This is a genomic window from Reticulibacter mediterranei (assembly GCF_016587455.1).
On the sequence record NZ_BNJK01000001.1, the window covers coordinates 5,939,088 to 5,954,041 of the forward strand.

The following is a 14,954-nucleotide window of genomic DNA, read 5'->3' on the forward strand; positions in this document are numbered from 1 at the left end:
GCAGGAGGGAGCCAACTTGTACTCCAAACCAGCTTCACAGCAGTATTATCTAGGCATAGACGGCGGTGGCAGCAAAACGCTCGCAATTCTTGTGGATGGTGATGGTCAGGAGCGCGGTCGCGGCATTGCAGGCAGTTCCAATTACGCCGCCGTTGGCCTGGAACCGGCACTCGCCAGCATTCACAGCGCCGTTGAGCAGGCAACACAAACACTCGGTCCCATCTCCATTCAGAGCGCATGGCTGGGACTGGCCGGGCTTGATCGTCCAGAAGACCACACGACCCTCTTCCCTCACCTCCGCTCGCTTGCCACCATCGTTCGCCTGAGCAACGATGCCGAACTGCTCCTTAGCGCTTTAGACAACGCTGTGGGAGTAGCTATCATCGCTGGCACCGGCTCGATTGCGCTTGGACGGGATGCGCACGATGCAAAGGCGCGTGCTGGCGGTTGGGGACATGTGATGGGTGATGAGGGCAGCGGCTATGAGCTTGGACGACGAGCGTTGCAGGCAGCTGCACGGGCTGCTGATGGTCGCGGAGAGCCAACACTTCTGCTCGACCTGATTCTCCAACACTGGCAACTTGAGCAGGCTGACGCTATGATTGGTGTTGTCTACCCCGACGACGACAAAGCAGAGATAGCGCGTCTCTCAAGCTGTGTCTTTCAAGCATCTGGCCAGGGAGACGCCATAGCTCGCTCGCTAATCGAAGAGGCCGCCGCAGAACTGGCCCTGGCAGCGCTAACCGTGAGCAAAGCGCTGGATCTCCCAACGGAGCTGCCGCTGGCCCTGGGTGGTGGCTTGCTCCTTCACGAACCCGACCTGCGCGAACGCCTCTTGCAGCATATCCATCAGCAGAGGGCCACTGGTCAGGTCGTGATCGTTGAACATCCGGCCCTCAGCGCAGCACGAGCAATGATCCATCTCGCCACGTCGTCGTAGCGACAATCCCTTGCGGTTGTCGCGGATGCAGAAAGGATGCAAACACGATGCCTCTGAACATGAGCCTGGAAGAACAAATTGGTCAGGTGCTGGTTGCAGGTTTTCCTGGCCCGACGCCTTCCCCCGAGATCATCGATCTGATTCAACGCCATCACGTCGGCAACATTATTTTATTTTCCCGCAACATCCAGAATGCCCAACAACTACGCCGATTAACCAGTGAGTTGCAGCGTATCGCCAGGGAAGCAGGGCATCGCCACCCGCTGCTCATCGGTATCGACCAAGAAAATGGTTCGGTGCGCCGCCTGGGATCGGATGCAACAATCTTTCCCGGCAACATGGCTCTCGGCGCAATCGGATCGGAACAAATGGCATATAAGATTGCGAGTGCGGGCGGTCACGAACTGCTGGAACTGGGGGTAAATCTGAACTTCGCCCCTGTAGTGGATGTCAACAACAATCCCGCCAATCCAGTCATCGGCAACCGCTCGTTTGGCGAAGATCCCCAGCAGGTCGCACGCCTCGGCAGCTCCGCCGTCAAAGGCTGGCAGGATGCCGGTGTGATAGCCTGTCTCAAACACTTCCCCGGTCACGGCGATACAGCAGTCGATTCGCATCTAGCGCTCCCCATCCTTCCCTATGCCCTGCAACGATTGGAAGAAGTCGAGCTGGTGCCGTTCCAAAGCGGCATTGCAGCGGGTGCGGCGATGATTATGAGCGCGCACATCTCTTTTCCCGCCATCACGCATGACGAGGCGCTCCCGGCCACGCTCTCGCCTGCTATCCTGCGCGGGCTGTTGCGCGATCAGTTGGGCTTTAAGGGCGTGATTATCTCCGATTGTCTGGAAATGAAAGCAATCTCTGAAGGCGTCGGCATCGCACGGGGAAGCGTCCTGGCACTGCTGGCAGGCATAGATCTGGTCCTGATCTCGCATCTCTATGAGCGGCAACGAGCAGGCATCAACGCCATCAAAGCCGCGCTCGACTCCGGCGAGCTGCCACACGAACTGCTTCAACAAGCGGTTGAGCGCGTCATCCAGTTGAAGCAGCGCTATCTTTCCTGGGAAGATCAAACGCCACCCCAGGCCCATTTACAATGGGTTGGCAATGTAGCGCACCAACAATTGAGCGAGCAGGCATACGCGCTCTCGACAACGCTTGTCAGAAACCAGCAAGGGCTGATCCCGCTGCAATTGCAATCGAAACAGCGCCTCGCCATCGTCTATCCAGTGAAACAGGCCTGGACGGAGGTGGCTGATCGCAAGCTGGCAATTGATGATCTCGTGCAGCAAGTTCAGCAACGCCACGCCAACGTCAGCGTTCATCCCTTTAAGGTGCAAAGCGACGACCTGCAAGATCTGCTCAATCAGGTGCGGGAAGCGGATATTGTGCTGGCAATCACGGTCAACGCCAATCTCGACCCGCAACAAACCGCTCTGATGCAAGCGCTGGTTCAATCTGGTCAACCCGTGATCGGTCTGGCCGTCCACAATCCTTACGATCTGATCGCCTTCCCGCAACTCGGCACCTATCTCGCCTCTTACGAATACACGCCACCCGCGCTCACTGCCGCTGTACATGTGATCTTCGGTGAGCGTGAAGCGCAGGGACACTTGCCAGTAAGCTTGCCGGGGATAAGCTAATTACACGGGACGAATACGATTCCCATAATGCTGGACGAGTCGCTGGTTATTCTCGATCCCGCCCGGCACATTGGAGGAGATATAGACCGGAGCCTCTTTGCCACGCGCAAGCAGGAGACGAATCGTTTCGGCGGTGAGCATCTGGGCTATGAGCGCTCCACTCATGGAGGAGCCAGCGCAGGCTTTGCCGCCATTGGGCATCTCTAACAGCGCATCGCCATAGGGGATACAGCTATCGATCACGACATCTGCCAGATCATACAGTTTGTGACCCGAAGCATGGCGCGAAGCCGTCTGCCGCGAGGATACCAGCGAGGTTACGGCGACCAGAGGGTGCCCATGCTGCTTGACATGCAGTGCAACCTCGATAATCGCTTGATTGATGCCAGAGTTGGAGGAGATAATAAATGCGTCCTGTGGCTCGATAGGATAGCAGGATAAAATCTCCTGCCCTGCCTCAAGATCCCGCTCGATATTCGGGCTGACCACGCGTTCCAGCGACCAATGCTTATAGAGAGCCAGATTTTCCAGATCGATCCGATTCACCGGCACCAACCCACCAGCGCGCCCGGCCATCTCCATAGTAAATGCGCGCGAATGTCCCGTGCCATACGCCTGAATCACACCATCCCGTTCGATAGCATCGGCAAAGATTGCTGCTGCCTGACGAATCGCCTCCGTCTGAGTCTGCCGTACGCGTTCCAGTATCGCCGACACTTCCTGCCAGAACGACTCTATACTCACCTGCGAGTTTTCCATAGATTGCTTCACGGCTCCTTTTTTCTCTATTTTTCTGTATATTACCACCAGAACCACCACATACATGAACTTTCTGCCTATCGTCACCTGACGAACAGTACTTTTTTCGACTTTCCCCATTCTTGTGCTAGCGAGATATAATACAACGGTGTACACAGGTGAAGCCGTTCCCACTGAGCATAGAAGCACGGAGCCAGAAAACCATCCATGAAACAACCACTCAAGTTTCATCAGGTATTACGAGCTGTGATTAAACGCGCCAACGCACGGCACAGACGGGCCACAAACACCACTCTCTCCCTCTATACCATCGCCCAGGACGTGGGGCTGGACATCACTACCTTCATTCTCGTCTTGCGTGGAGAAGCCATCCTCGAACACGCCTATCTCTTCCCCTTACTCATTTATCTCGGCTGCGACGAACACGAGCAGCGCTTCATCTTCCACCTCGCCGAAATTGCGGCCAGAGAGAGCTATATCCAAACTGAGCCAAGCACGGAAGGCTATTCTCTCAAGCTCTTCCAATCTCACGATGATACTGACCCGGAAGCCGACCGCATCACCGACGAACATCCCCGCTTATAACACTTCGCTATTTCCGCCTACAGGCCATTAGAAGTGTCAACGGCCTGTACCGCTCCTTGCTCAACACCCACGTATCCTTTTGTATAAGTTATCCCGTAATAAGAATAGCAAATACCATAGGAATAGCACGATCATAACTACAGTCATCTCAGTAAAAATCATTATAGCATTCCGCAATTCATAGATGTTATCTGAAAGGACACCAGTTCTATGAACCAGAATACAGAGATAGAATCGGCAAAACAGGAGATGCGCGAAGCAAAGCAGCAGGCGCACCACGCAGCAACCGGCCATTGGATGGTACTGCTTGCTCGATTAGGCTATATCGTCAACGGAGTCGTCTATATCATTATTGGCGGTCTGGCAGCTCAACTCGCCTTTGGACATGGTGGTGCGGCCACAGACCAGAAAGGCGCGCTGAAAACGATCTACGCCGAACCGTTTGGCCGCATCATTCTGGCAATCGTAGCCGTTGGGCTGGTCGGCTATGCGCTCTGGAGCTTTGTACAGGCTCTCTTTGATACAGAGAGGAAGGGGAAGGACACTAAAGGCATTATCGCTCGCGTTGGCTATGCAGTAACCGGCATCTCCTACGCTCTGCTCGCATTTGGAGCCTTTCAGATGGTCATGGGGACAAGCAGTGGTGGCAACAGCTCGTCAACAACCACGCAGAGCTGGACGGATCATTTGTTGCAGCAACCGTTTGGCGTTGTGCTGGTCATCATTATCGGCGTAGGCGTCATCGGGCTGGCCTGTTTCTTCTTCTATAAAGCCTACTCGGTCAACTTCCGCTCGCACTTCAATCTGGCCGGACTGGATCCACTCTTGAGCAAAGCGGCGATGACCTCGGGGCGTCTGGGCTATGGAGCGCTGGGAGTGGACTTTCTGATCGTTGGTATCTTCCTGATCGTTGCCGCGCTCAATCATGATCCTCACAGCGCAAAAGGGCTGGACACGGCCTTGCAAACGCTGCTCCATCAGCCCTTCGGACCGGTGCTGCTCACTATTGTTGCCCTCGGCTTCATCGCATATGGCGTCTACTCGTTTGTGGAAGCGCGCTATCGACGCATTGGCCGTGAACAGTAACAGAGAGCAAGAAAAAAGATGCGTTTCATCTCGCCAGGAGGAGAAAAACGCATCTTTTTTTTAGTCTTTGGAGCGAGGATCAAAGGCATCGCGCAGGCTATCTCCCAGGAAGGAGAAGGAGAGGACGATCAACGCCAGCACAATCGAGGGTAACAACGTTTCCCAGGGATACACAGTTACGACGTTGGAGCCATCAGCGATCATCAAACCGATGCTGGCACCGGGAGGACGCACGCCCAATCCCAACAGGCTGATGCTGGCCTCACCGATGATGACGTTCGAGATATTCAACGTCGAGGCGATAATCACAATGCTGAAGAGGTTGGGAATGATGTGGCGCGTAATAATCCGTACATTACTGGTCCCGGCGGTGCGCGCCGCCTCAATAAACTGCTGCTGCTTGAGTTGGAGCGTCTGCCCACGCACATAGCGAGCCATCAGGGGCCAGATCGTAAAGGCGAGGCCCAGCGAAACCAGCACCAGGCGCGCATTCCCGTTCGGACCAATCACCGGAATAGACTCCAGATGATCGTCGGCCCACGAACCAAAAATGCCAGTCAACAGGATCACAAAGAGGACGCCAGGGAAGGCGAACATGATATCAGTAAAGCGAGCCAGAAGTTGATCGATCCAGCCGCCATAATAGCCAGCCAGCACACCAATCGTCACGCCAAACACGATATCCACTAGTTCCACCACAAAGGCCACCAATAGCGAGATCAACATACCCTGCATCAAGCGAGCGAACAGGTCGCGACCCAGCGAATCGGTTCCAAGCCAGTACTGACCCGATGGCCCCTCGTCAAGACGGTCCTGCTCCTGGTGATCGAAAGTATGATAGACCGTCGAGGATACAACTTTATTCGTAGCCGTGCTTTTATAGGCACCACCAATATGTTGATAGATCAGCGGCCCAAAGATGGAAACGAGGACAAACAGGAGGATGAGCGCGATACTCGCTATCGCTCGACCATCCCGGCGCAATTTGCGCAACGATTCTTGAAAAGGCGTCGCGGGAGGCTTGGCAGCTTGTAGCCCCTCTTGAGGAGCGGTAGGAGCAGATTCGCCTGTCTCGCTGATCACCTCTAAGAACTCTGGTGCGCCAGTATCAGGAGCAACTACCCCTTGAGAGACCTGCTCGGCAGGCTTTTCTCGTGCATCCATTGATGGCGGCCTCCTTATTCAACCTTGATGCGTGGATCGACAACGGCATACAGAACATCAGAGAGCAGGTTCCCAAAGACAACGCCAATGGCGATCAGCATCGTCGTCGCCTGAATCACCGGGTAATCTCTTTGATAAATTGAGTTAATGGTAATACGAGCAATACCGGGAATATTGAAGATCTGCTCGATAAAGAACGAACCCGCAACCAGCAGGCCGAAGCTCAAACCGATGACCGTCACCAGCGGGATCAAGGCGTTGCGGAACGCGTGACGATATACCACAACTCTCTCAAGCAGCCCCTTCGCACGCGCCGTACGGACATAATCCTGGCCCAACACTTCCAGCAGACTCGTCCGGGTCAGGCGCGAGAAGTAGGCGAAACCGGCGGCACCAAAGACGAGAATAGGCACCAGCTTATACTGAAAATCTGTCCAATCGTATTGCCAGGGCGCTCCCCATTGCGACACCGGCCATTCTATGCCTGTCACTTTGTTAAACTGCAACACAAGGATTTGCGCGAAGACAGCCAGCACAAACGAGGGTAGAGCATAAATCGTTAACATCACGGTCATATTGACAGTATCCACCCAGGTTCTTGCCCGCAACGCCGAAATGATGCCCAGCGGGATCCCCAGCACCAATTGGAGCAGAAATCCCCAGAAAACCAGTTCGGACGAGATCGGCACTCCCTCTTTGAGAATATCCCAGACCGCGCGATTTTGAAAATGATATGAGGTGCCTAAATTGAAATGCAGCAGGTTCGAGAGGTAATGAAAATACTGCTGATACCAGGGAAGATCCAGACCATAATCATGTCGCAAACGAAGCCAGATAGCATAATTAAACTTCTCACCCATCAGGTCACGAATGGGATCACCGGGGGCAAAATAGCCCATGATAAAGGTGATAAACGTGACTCCGATGATCACAAAGATCAGGCCCAGCAATCTTTTGACAAAAAATCGGATCATGAACTTCCTCTCCAGTATTGAGAGTCATAAGATTGAAATGTCAGGGCAGAAATTGAAGAGCACGGAAACTTCCCATGCTCTTCAACCATCCTACCTACAAAATCAGCCCTACTGGGCGATGTAGACCTGTGCCCACTGCTCAGCGGACAACTGATCGTAGCCGTTTAGCTCGTAACTCACTACCTTTGGATTGATTAAGCGGTTGATGTTACGGTGGTAGAGAGGAATCCAACCCACATCGTTGACGATCTTCTGCTCGGCATCCTGGTAGAGTTTGAAGCGCTCCTCTTGATTCGAGCTGGCATCAGCCTGCTGCAATTCTTTCTGCACAGCCTGCTGCTCGGCAGCTGCGGGGCTATTGTTCTGACCGTAGTTCGACTGGTTATTCGAGACGCCCTTGGCAAAGAAGACGCTCAGCCAGTCCTGGGGATCAGAATAGTCGGCACCCCAGCCAGCGAACCAGATCTGCGCACCTTTGGGGTTGTTCTGCGCCGCCTGGATAGTGTCGTTGAACTTGGCGAGTTCCAACACATCCTGCTTCACCTTCACACCCAGATTGTCCTGCCACTGCTGAATGATCGCGCTGGCGATATCCTGGGTGAGCTTCTGGTTACGGTTGGTGAACGTCAACACTGGCAGATCTGCAACGCTCTTGATCCCCAGCTCTTGCAACCCTTCCTGCAACAACTGCTTGGCCTTATCAGGATTGCCAGAGGTGCTGGTGGTACCATCTGGCCCCTTGATATTGGGATTGTATGCCGGGAAGTTGGGTGGAATGATGTTGTTAGTGGGCTTGTGAGCGCCACGGTTGACACTCTTGTTCAAGAGATCTTTGTTGATTGCCAGCGCAAACGCCTGACGAACTTTGATATTGTTGAACGGCGGGGTCAGGTAATTGAGCGCCAGATACCAGGTGTTCAACTCAGGAACCGTACGGAATCCCTTAGCTGATTTGGCGGCATCCAGATTGACGGGCGGGATCGGCGTGTAATCATACTGACCGGCCTGATAGCCCTTGTAGGTCGTATCGAGGTCGCCGGAAAGCAGGAACTCGATCTTCTTCAGCTTGGGCTTGGTGCCAAAGTAGTTGGAGTCAGGGACAACGGTAAGACCGGTTGTATGAGAGTAGGACTGAACCTTGAAAGGTCCAACAGTGCCGCCCTCTTCCATATGATCGGTCCATTTGGTGCTGTACTTATCGATCAGCTTCTTATTGACGACGCTGGAAGCTGTGTAGGTCAGGGCCGCGAGGAAGTAACCAGCAGGTTTGCTAATCACGATCTTGACCGTCTTAGGATCGGGTGCCAACAGGCTGCTCCCAATCAGCGTCTTGACCTTACCAGCCTGGATCTCATCGTAGCCCTTAATCAGATCAAAGTAGAAGGCCACTTCCGACTTTGTTGCGGGATCAAGCGTACGATTAATGCTATAGATGACATCCTGTGAAGTAATCGGCGTACCATCGCTAAACTTCAGATTGTCTCTCAGCGTAAACGTATAGGTCAGGCCGTCCGGGGAAACCTGATGCGATGCGGCCAACTGGTCAACGACAACACCTTTGGCATCCAATGCAACCAGGCCGGAAAAGATCGTGCGAGCAATATAGTTGCCGTCAGAATACTGAATCAGGCCGGGGTCCAGACTGACAAAATCCGAGTTTGCAGCTTGCGGCCAGCGAAAGACCTGTTTATCATCGGGAGCTGGCGCTGAGCCATTGCTGGCACTACCAGAATTACCAGAAGAAGCTCCGCCGCCGCCACAGGCAGAAAGCAGCATCGCCACGAGGAGCAGCAGGGTCGTAATGAGTCCTGGCATCCACATTTTACGTTGTGGCATAAATATTCTCTCCTTACAACAAAAAATAGCTTGTCATATACAGCCCTAAAATGACCATACATGCATACAGAAGGACATCAAAAACTGATGAGTTTTTGCCCCATTCCTCCTTCATCAGAAAGAAAACGCTCAGGGAGATGTTTTCGCTCTGTCAACATATCTGTAATAAGTAATACGTCAATAATCATGCAGCACTCACACGCAATTTCCACTGCTTCCGATCAGGTGCATAACATGTACTACAATACTGATTTGAATGCTGTGACTGCTAAGCAACCTATTCATCATGATGGCACGGTTCATGATGCACTGAAGTAACAGCAACTATCCGCCCACAAAGCATCTGCCCATCCTGCTAAAGGGCATAATGACGCATGGAGGCTTAGTTACTGCTCTCACAGCATACTCAACAAATATGAATTGAAACTGAGATGTTCCTGAAGACAGACTGAGAATGCTGGCACAGTTCACCCACCAGTCCTTCAAAGTGGCACACATCTTGCAGCACCGCCACTTCCATCAATAATACCATGCCATGCCAATAGAATGCAACGTGCTGGAGACCCGCAGCGAGGCATCTCCAGCATTTCAGCTCACATCTACACCAACTGCAAGACATGCTCCGTTGATTGCTTCGTTGGTTGCTCCTCTTCTTGCGCTGGCAGCACGATATACTCTGCATCAGTCTTGCGCTTGAGGCGCAGCAATACCAGAGCGATAAAGGCTACTCCTCCTGTCACCAGCGATGAGCAGAGAGCGGTAGCAAGAAACATCGGCTTTTTCATGATCCCTCCTTGAAAAACTCTTCCTGCAATATCCAGTAGAGCCACTACATCATAGTAAAAGAATATCTATTACAATACGAAGACATCGCTCTTTCTGGTTCACAAGAATCGATGAGGCGCAAAAGTGCAGCATATATATTAGGGATGGAGATCACAGTCTCGTCTCTTTACTCAGGCCGATTGAGAGGAAGCAGAACAACAGGGCAAACGCTGCTTCATCGTAATATATAATATCTATACAATGTCAGCCCATGTATCCCACAATTCCCAATTGTATTTCTGTCTTTTGCACAGGAAAGGGGTAGTGACTATAATGAATACAAAGGTGTATCGTAGTGAACTGACACCGGTAAGCTTTCTTGAACGCAGCGCCCTGATCTTCCCGCACAAAACCGCCATCGTCTATGGTGAACGACGCTACACGTATCGCGAATTCGCGGAACGCGTCTACCGTCTCGCCTCCCGTCTGCGCGACATCGGCCTGCATAAACATGATCGTGTCGCGTTTCTCTGTCCCAACACGCCTCCGATGCTGGAGGCGCACTATGGCATCCCCGCAGCCGGGGGCATTCTGGTAGCAATCAACACTCGACTGAACAGTCAGGAGATTGGCTTCATCCTCCAACATTCTGGCGCGAAATACCTCTTTGTGGATCGCGAACTTGCCCATCTGATCGAGCCGCTCAACCTGGATGCCATCGAAGTGATTCACATCGACGACAGCGACCCGGAGAAAGATCCTTACGAGCAATTTCTGATTCAGGGTTCGCCCGAACCGGTCCAGAGTTGGCTCCAGGATGAAGAGGAGACGATCTCCATCAATTACACCTCCGGCACGACCGGCAACCCAAAAGGCGTGATGTATACCTATCGTGGTGGCTACCTCAACGCGCTGGGCGAAGTAATTGAAATGGGTATGACTAGCAGCAGCGTGTATCTGTGGAGCCTGCCGATGTTTCATTGCAACGGCTGGTGTACGACCTGGGCAGTGACCGCCGTTGGAGCCACACATGTCTGTCTGCGCAAACCAGAGCCGGGCGCGATGTGGGATCTCTTTGAAAGCGAGGGCGTGACCCATTACAATGGCGCTCCTACCGTGCATATCTTCCTGGTCAACCATCCAAAGGCCCATCGCCTCGAACGCCAGATTACCGCGACCATCGCCGGTGCCCCGCCATCTCCAACGCTGCTCGCACAACTGAAACCGCTCAATATTCGCCCCATCCACGTCTACGGCCTTACCGAAACCTACGGACCATATACGGTTTGCGAATGGCAGAGCGAGTGGGATCAACTCTCCGACGAGGAGCAGGCACGTTTACTGGCACGGCAGGGACAGGGCTATGTCACCGCTGAACGGGCACGCATCGTCGATACCGAGATGAACGACGTACCCCGTGATGGCGTGACGATGGGCGAAGTTCTGATGCGCGGGAACAACGTCGCAAAAGGCTATTACGGCAACGAAGAGGCCACTGCTAAATCGTTTGAGGGCGGCTGGTTCCACTCCGGAGATATCGGCGTCTGGCATCCCGACAACTATATCGAGCTGCGGGACCGCGCCAAAGATGTAATCATCTCGGGCGGCGAGAATATCTCGACTATTGAAGTGGAACAGGTTATCGTGCAACATCCCGCCGTGCTGGAATGTGCAGTCGTTGCCATTCCTGACGAAACATGGGGCGAGCGACCCAAAGCCTTTGCGACCCTCAAGCCGGGGAAAGAGGCCACCGAAGAGGAGATCATTGCCTTTTGCCGCGAGCGTATGGCGCACTTCAAGTGTCCCATTGCCATCGAGTTTGGCGAGCTGCCCAAAACCTCCACCGGCAAGATCCAGAAATTCGTGTTGCGCGAGAAAGGCTGGGCCGGACGCACCAAACGCATTAATTAGTCCCGTATTGCCTGTGTACTGGCTCCTGTTTCCTGGTGATCTGGTACTTGCTCCAGCGCGCCTGGAGCGTTGGAATGATCCCGCGCGGCATCAACAGCATCGTCACCAGGAAGAGGATGCCGTAGATAACCAGATAATAGCTGCTCTCGCTAAACTGGAGTGTGAAATATTGTTGTGTTGATTCCAGAACGAAGGCACCGAGAATGGGGCCAGTAAGCGATCCCAGGCCACCCAGAAAGGCCATCAGAGCAACAGCGAGGTCGAAGAGGGGATCGAAGGCAACCGCTGGATAGATCGACTCGACAAAATAGGCCCAGGTTGCCCCAACCATACCGACGATCAGGGCTGAAATCATAAACGCCGTCAGCTTGGACATGCCAGTTTTCACACCCAGACTCAGAGCGCGATCCTCATCGTCGCGAATCGCCAGCAAACCCAACCCATATTTCGAGTTGCGCACCCACCAGGAAACCGCAATCGCCACGAGCAGCAGCGCCAGAGAGGTATAGTAGAAGGGTGTGTTGAAAAAGTCGCCGCCCCAATCAGTTGGAATGGGCAGGCTGAGGCCGGTCGAGCCTTTGGTAATGCCCGTCAGATTATAGGTGAGCAGTTGCAGAATGAAAAACATAGCAATTGTCACCACAACGAAGGTATGCCGTCGCACGCGCAGGGCAATCCAGCCGAGGGGGATCGAGAAGAGCATCGCCACCAGCCCGGCCACCGGCACCAGCAAGAAGGGGAGATAGCCACCTGGCACCTTCCAATCCTGACACATAATCGCCAGCGCATACGCTCCAACGCCAAAATAAGCAGCATGTCCGAGGGCAATATAGCCAGTATAGCCCGAAAAGATATTCCAGCCAGTCGCCGCTGCCGCGAACAGCAACGTAAAGACCGCCACGCTCGTCACCGCTGGATTAGGGAAGAACAGCGGGAAACTCAGAGCAAGCAGTAACAAAAGTAGCAAGCTAATCGTTTTCACTCGTTTCATTGCCTTCTTCCTCCCACCTGCCCGAACAAGCCCTGTGGTCGCAGGATCAGGATAATGACCAGCAGAACGAAAAAGACGATATTGGCCCAGACCGGCGACCAGACAACGGCGGTCACATCCTCAATCACCAGCATGCTCACCGATGCGATCAACGCCCCCGACAAACTGCCCATGCCACCAAAGATAATGATCGCCAGCAACCGCGAGATCAGGTCGTAGGCGCTATTGGCGTTGAATGCATTGGTGGCTCCAAAGGTCATGCCCCCGGCAGCAGCGAGCGCAACCCCAATACCAAAGGTAATCGCCGAGACGCGCTCGACATTGATGCCAATCAACTCGGCAGCCGTGCGGTTCTCCATCGAGGCGCGCAGGCTATAGCCAAATTTCGTGCGATAAAGCAGGATATATAGTGCAGCCAGCAGGATGACAGCCAGCAAGAAGCCAAAGACATAAATATAAGAGAGGTAGAAGCTGCCAACGCGAAACGAGGCGGTAATATACCAGGCGTGCAACTGCACGAGATTCGCGGAGAAGATGAGATTGAGAATACCTTCGATCACCAGTGCTACGCCAAATGTCACCAGGATCGACAGCATCGTGCGTTCGCGTTTGATGGGACGGATAAACAACAACTCGATCAGCAATCCCAGCACAAACATAATCGGCATGGTCAGAAGCAGGCCGAGAAAGAGGTCGATATGGAGATACTGTTCCAGCATGTAGCTGAGGTACGCCCCCAGGATGACGAGCGCGCCCTGACCGATATTGATGATATCCATCACCCCGAAGACCAGCGTCAACCCCGATGCCATCAGCGCATAGACGCCTCCGGTTAATATGCCGGTCACGATGGCTTCAATAATAATGAGATACATAACATGTCCTCTTTTCGTGGACGAACAATAGATGAAAAATTACATTTCCGCGCAGCAAGGGTGTCGCCACGCGGAAATGCAGGGTTAGCATTGAGAGACTAGGGCCACGCGGGTTTGGGATATTCCGGTTTACTGGTCGCTTTATCGGTAGGATAGACGAGTCCGACAGATCCCTTCTGCCACTGGAAGACGTAGACGAGGCCGGACACGTTCTGGCCCACATCGTCGAACTTCGCATCGCCCTGGACGGTCTGGAAAGTATCGCCTGAATGCAGTTCTTTGATCAATGCCGCATTGTTGATGCTGTGAATCTTGTTTGCAGCCTGATAGAGTACCTGCCCGACTGAGTACGCCTCAGCAGTATCGGCGCTGATCTGATCTGCGGTGCCTTTGTACTGCGCCAGGTAATCTTTGACCATCTGAGCATTCTGATAGGTGTTGAGCGAAGGAAACCAGCCATTGGGATAGAAGATGCCCTCAGCCGTCTTGCCGCCACCGATCGGTCCAGTAAACTGAGATCCCTGATCAGGTCCGGCAGAGGCAACGATGGCTTTGGGGTTGAAGTGCTGCTGCTTGAACGCCTGAACGTAAGCAATCATATCGGGAAGCATTGAGCCTAAAATGACGAGTTGTGCGTTGGAGCCGATAATCTTTTGTGCAATCGGAGTAAAATCAGTGGTCTCCGCTGGATAGACCTGATAGGAGGCCGTCTTAATGCCGCCTTTTTCCAGCAGTTGCTTTGCCTGATCGACCATCGGTTGAGTGAATGGATCATCCTCGGTGGCATAAGCGGCTGTCTGAGGTCGCTGATCTGGCGGCAATGAGAGAATATATTGTGTAAAGCCGTTGAGCTGGCTGACGATAGGAGGCGATACGTCAAAAATATTATGCAACCCCTGCGTAAAGACGGAGGGACCGCCGCCTGCCCCTTCAAGCATCGTATAGCCGTAACGATTGGCAACAACAGATGCAGGTTTGGTCAGCAATGTAGAATACGGGCCTAAGACAAGATCGTCATGATCCACATTAATCAATTTTTGATAGTTTGTCACTACCTGGGTTGTGCTGCTGGCATCCGAAAGAAAGGTCAACTTGACTTGCCGGCCTAGCAAACCGCCCTGCTTGTTGACGCTATCTGCCCATAGTTGATAGCCCTGCTCGGTCGCTTTGCCATCGGCGGAAAAGTCGCCGGAGAGTGAAACTGAAACACCAATTTTGATCGGAGCCTGAGACTGACTCGTGCTGCTTGTTGTGGATGTGGTTGCCCCCTGCCCACATGCGCTACAAACAGCCAGAATCAGGATCAGAGCGCCAACGGTGTTGAGAGCGGTCCATCGCGCCACCATGTGTCGTTTGCGCACATTGTCCTCCTTGTATGCAATAGAAATACATAATACCTACATTACGCCGTTTTTCGGGGGAATC

Annotated in this window: 13 protein-coding genes; 5 read left to right on the forward strand and 8 right to left on the reverse strand. The window is 53.3% G+C overall.

The genetic code is table 11. The features are described from left to right. Positions 1-16 precede the first annotated feature (16 nt). A complete protein-coding gene (locus K3T83_RS25655) occupies positions 17-940 on the forward strand; it encodes a BadF/BadG/BcrA/BcrD ATPase family protein (protein ID WP_220205772.1) in 924 nt (307 codons plus the stop codon). A 47-nt stretch (positions 941-987) separates the two neighbouring features. After that, on the forward strand, positions 988-2,583 hold the full coding sequence (gene nagZ, locus K3T83_RS25660; RefSeq protein WP_220205773.1) for a beta-N-acetylhexosaminidase: 1,596 nt from the start codon (positions 988-990) through the stop codon (positions 2,581-2,583). On the opposite strand, the gene K3T83_RS25665 is transcribed toward nagZ, so the two are convergent. Next, positions 2,584-3,342 carry a sugar isomerase domain-containing protein gene (locus tag K3T83_RS25665; RefSeq protein ID WP_220205774.1) on the reverse strand — a complete coding sequence of 253 codons (759 nt, stop codon included), beginning with the start codon at positions 3,340-3,342 and terminating at the stop codon, positions 2,584-2,586. A 207-nt stretch (positions 3,343-3,549) separates the two neighbouring features. On the opposite strand from K3T83_RS25665, the gene K3T83_RS25670 reads away from it, so the two are divergent. Further along, positions 3,550-3,927, forward strand: a complete 378-nt coding sequence (locus tag K3T83_RS25670) for a hypothetical protein (RefSeq protein ID WP_220205775.1) — start codon at positions 3,550-3,552, stop codon at positions 3,925-3,927. A gap of 210 nt (positions 3,928-4,137) precedes the next feature. Continuing rightward, a complete protein-coding gene (locus K3T83_RS25675) occupies positions 4,138-5,013 on the forward strand; it encodes a DUF1206 domain-containing protein (RefSeq protein ID WP_220205776.1) in 876 nt (291 codons plus the stop codon). Positions 5,014-5,073: 60 nt separating this feature from the next. Here the strand turns inward: K3T83_RS25675 and K3T83_RS25680 are convergent, their stop codons facing one another. The 4 genes from K3T83_RS25680 to K3T83_RS25695 all read right to left on the reverse strand — a co-directional run bounded on the left by K3T83_RS25680 (position 5,074) and on the right by K3T83_RS25695 (position 9,772). Next, a complete protein-coding gene (locus tag K3T83_RS25680; RefSeq protein ID WP_220205777.1) occupies positions 5,074-6,177 on the reverse strand; it encodes an ABC transporter permease in 1,104 nt (367 codons plus the stop codon). 14 nt (positions 6,178-6,191) lie between these two features. Further along, positions 6,192-7,151, reverse strand: a complete 960-nt coding sequence (locus K3T83_RS25685) for an ABC transporter permease (protein WP_220205778.1) — start codon at positions 7,149-7,151, stop codon at positions 6,192-6,194. 108 nt (positions 7,152-7,259) lie between these two features. Further along, positions 7,260-8,987 carry a peptide ABC transporter substrate-binding protein gene (locus K3T83_RS25690; RefSeq protein ID WP_220205779.1) on the reverse strand — a complete coding sequence of 576 codons (1,728 nt, stop codon included), beginning with the start codon at positions 8,985-8,987 and terminating at the stop codon, positions 7,260-7,262. A 599-nt stretch (positions 8,988-9,586) separates the two neighbouring features. Then, the gene (locus K3T83_RS25695) at positions 9,587-9,772 is read right to left on the reverse strand and encodes a hypothetical protein (RefSeq protein ID WP_220205780.1); all 186 of its coding nucleotides are present in this window, start codon (positions 9,770-9,772) and stop codon (positions 9,587-9,589) included. A 313-nt stretch (positions 9,773-10,085) separates the two neighbouring features. On the opposite strand from K3T83_RS25695, the gene K3T83_RS25700 reads away from it, so the two are divergent. Next, entirely contained in the window at positions 10,086-11,663 is a 1,578-nt protein-coding gene (locus tag K3T83_RS25700) for an acyl--CoA ligase family protein (RefSeq protein WP_220205781.1), read from the forward strand. Here K3T83_RS25700 and K3T83_RS25705 read toward each other — a convergent pair. The 3 genes from K3T83_RS25705 to K3T83_RS25715 all read right to left on the reverse strand — a co-directional run bounded on the left by K3T83_RS25705 (position 11,656) and on the right by K3T83_RS25715 (position 14,890). Then, complete coding sequence (locus K3T83_RS25705) at positions 11,656-12,654, reverse strand: branched-chain amino acid ABC transporter permease (RefSeq protein ID WP_220205782.1); 999 nt, start codon at positions 12,652-12,654, stop codon at positions 11,656-11,658. The genes K3T83_RS25700 and K3T83_RS25705 overlap by 8 nt on opposite strands. After that, positions 12,651-13,529: a branched-chain amino acid ABC transporter permease gene (locus K3T83_RS25710; RefSeq protein WP_220205783.1), complete on the reverse strand. Its 879-nt coding sequence runs from the start codon at positions 13,527-13,529 to the stop codon at positions 12,651-12,653. Before K3T83_RS25710 ends, K3T83_RS25705 begins: the two co-directional genes overlap by 4 nt. A gap of 98 nt (positions 13,530-13,627) precedes the next feature. Beyond that, positions 13,628-14,890 carry an amino acid ABC transporter substrate-binding protein gene (locus tag K3T83_RS25715; protein ID WP_220205784.1) on the reverse strand — a complete coding sequence of 421 codons (1,263 nt, stop codon included), beginning with the start codon at positions 14,888-14,890 and terminating at the stop codon, positions 13,628-13,630. Positions 14,891-14,954 lie beyond the last annotated feature (64 nt).

Excerpts from the sequence above, each read along its gene's own strand:
- nagZ (WP_220205773.1), top strand. The coding sequence starts at position 988 with ATGCCTCTGAACATGAGCCTGGAAGAACAAATTGGTCAGGTGCTGGTT.
- K3T83_RS25665 (WP_220205774.1), bottom strand. The coding sequence starts at position 3,342 with ATGGAAAACTCGCAGGTGAGTATAGAGTCGTTCTGGCAGGAAGTGTCG.
- K3T83_RS25670 (WP_220205775.1), top strand. The coding sequence starts at position 3,550 with ATGAAACAACCACTCAAGTTTCATCAGGTATTACGAGCTGTGATTAAA.
- K3T83_RS25675 (WP_220205776.1), top strand. The coding sequence starts at position 4,138 with ATGAACCAGAATACAGAGATAGAATCGGCAAAACAGGAGATGCGCGAA.
- K3T83_RS25680 (WP_220205777.1), bottom strand. The coding sequence starts at position 6,177 with ATGGATGCACGAGAAAAGCCTGCCGAGCAGGTCTCTCAAGGGGTAGTT.
- K3T83_RS25685 (WP_220205778.1), bottom strand. The coding sequence starts at position 7,151 with ATGATCCGATTTTTTGTCAAAAGATTGCTGGGCCTGATCTTTGTGATC.
- K3T83_RS25690 (WP_220205779.1), bottom strand. The coding sequence starts at position 8,987 with ATGCCACAACGTAAAATGTGGATGCCAGGACTCATTACGACCCTGCTG.
- K3T83_RS25695 (WP_220205780.1), bottom strand. The coding sequence starts at position 9,772 with ATGAAAAAGCCGATGTTTCTTGCTACCGCTCTCTGCTCATCGCTGGTG.
- K3T83_RS25700 (WP_220205781.1), top strand. The coding sequence starts at position 10,086 with ATGAATACAAAGGTGTATCGTAGTGAACTGACACCGGTAAGCTTTCTT.
- K3T83_RS25705 (WP_220205782.1), bottom strand. The coding sequence starts at position 12,654 with ATGAAACGAGTGAAAACGATTAGCTTGCTACTTTTGTTACTGCTTGCT.
- K3T83_RS25710 (WP_220205783.1), bottom strand. The coding sequence starts at position 13,529 with ATGTATCTCATTATTATTGAAGCCATCGTGACCGGCATATTAACCGGA.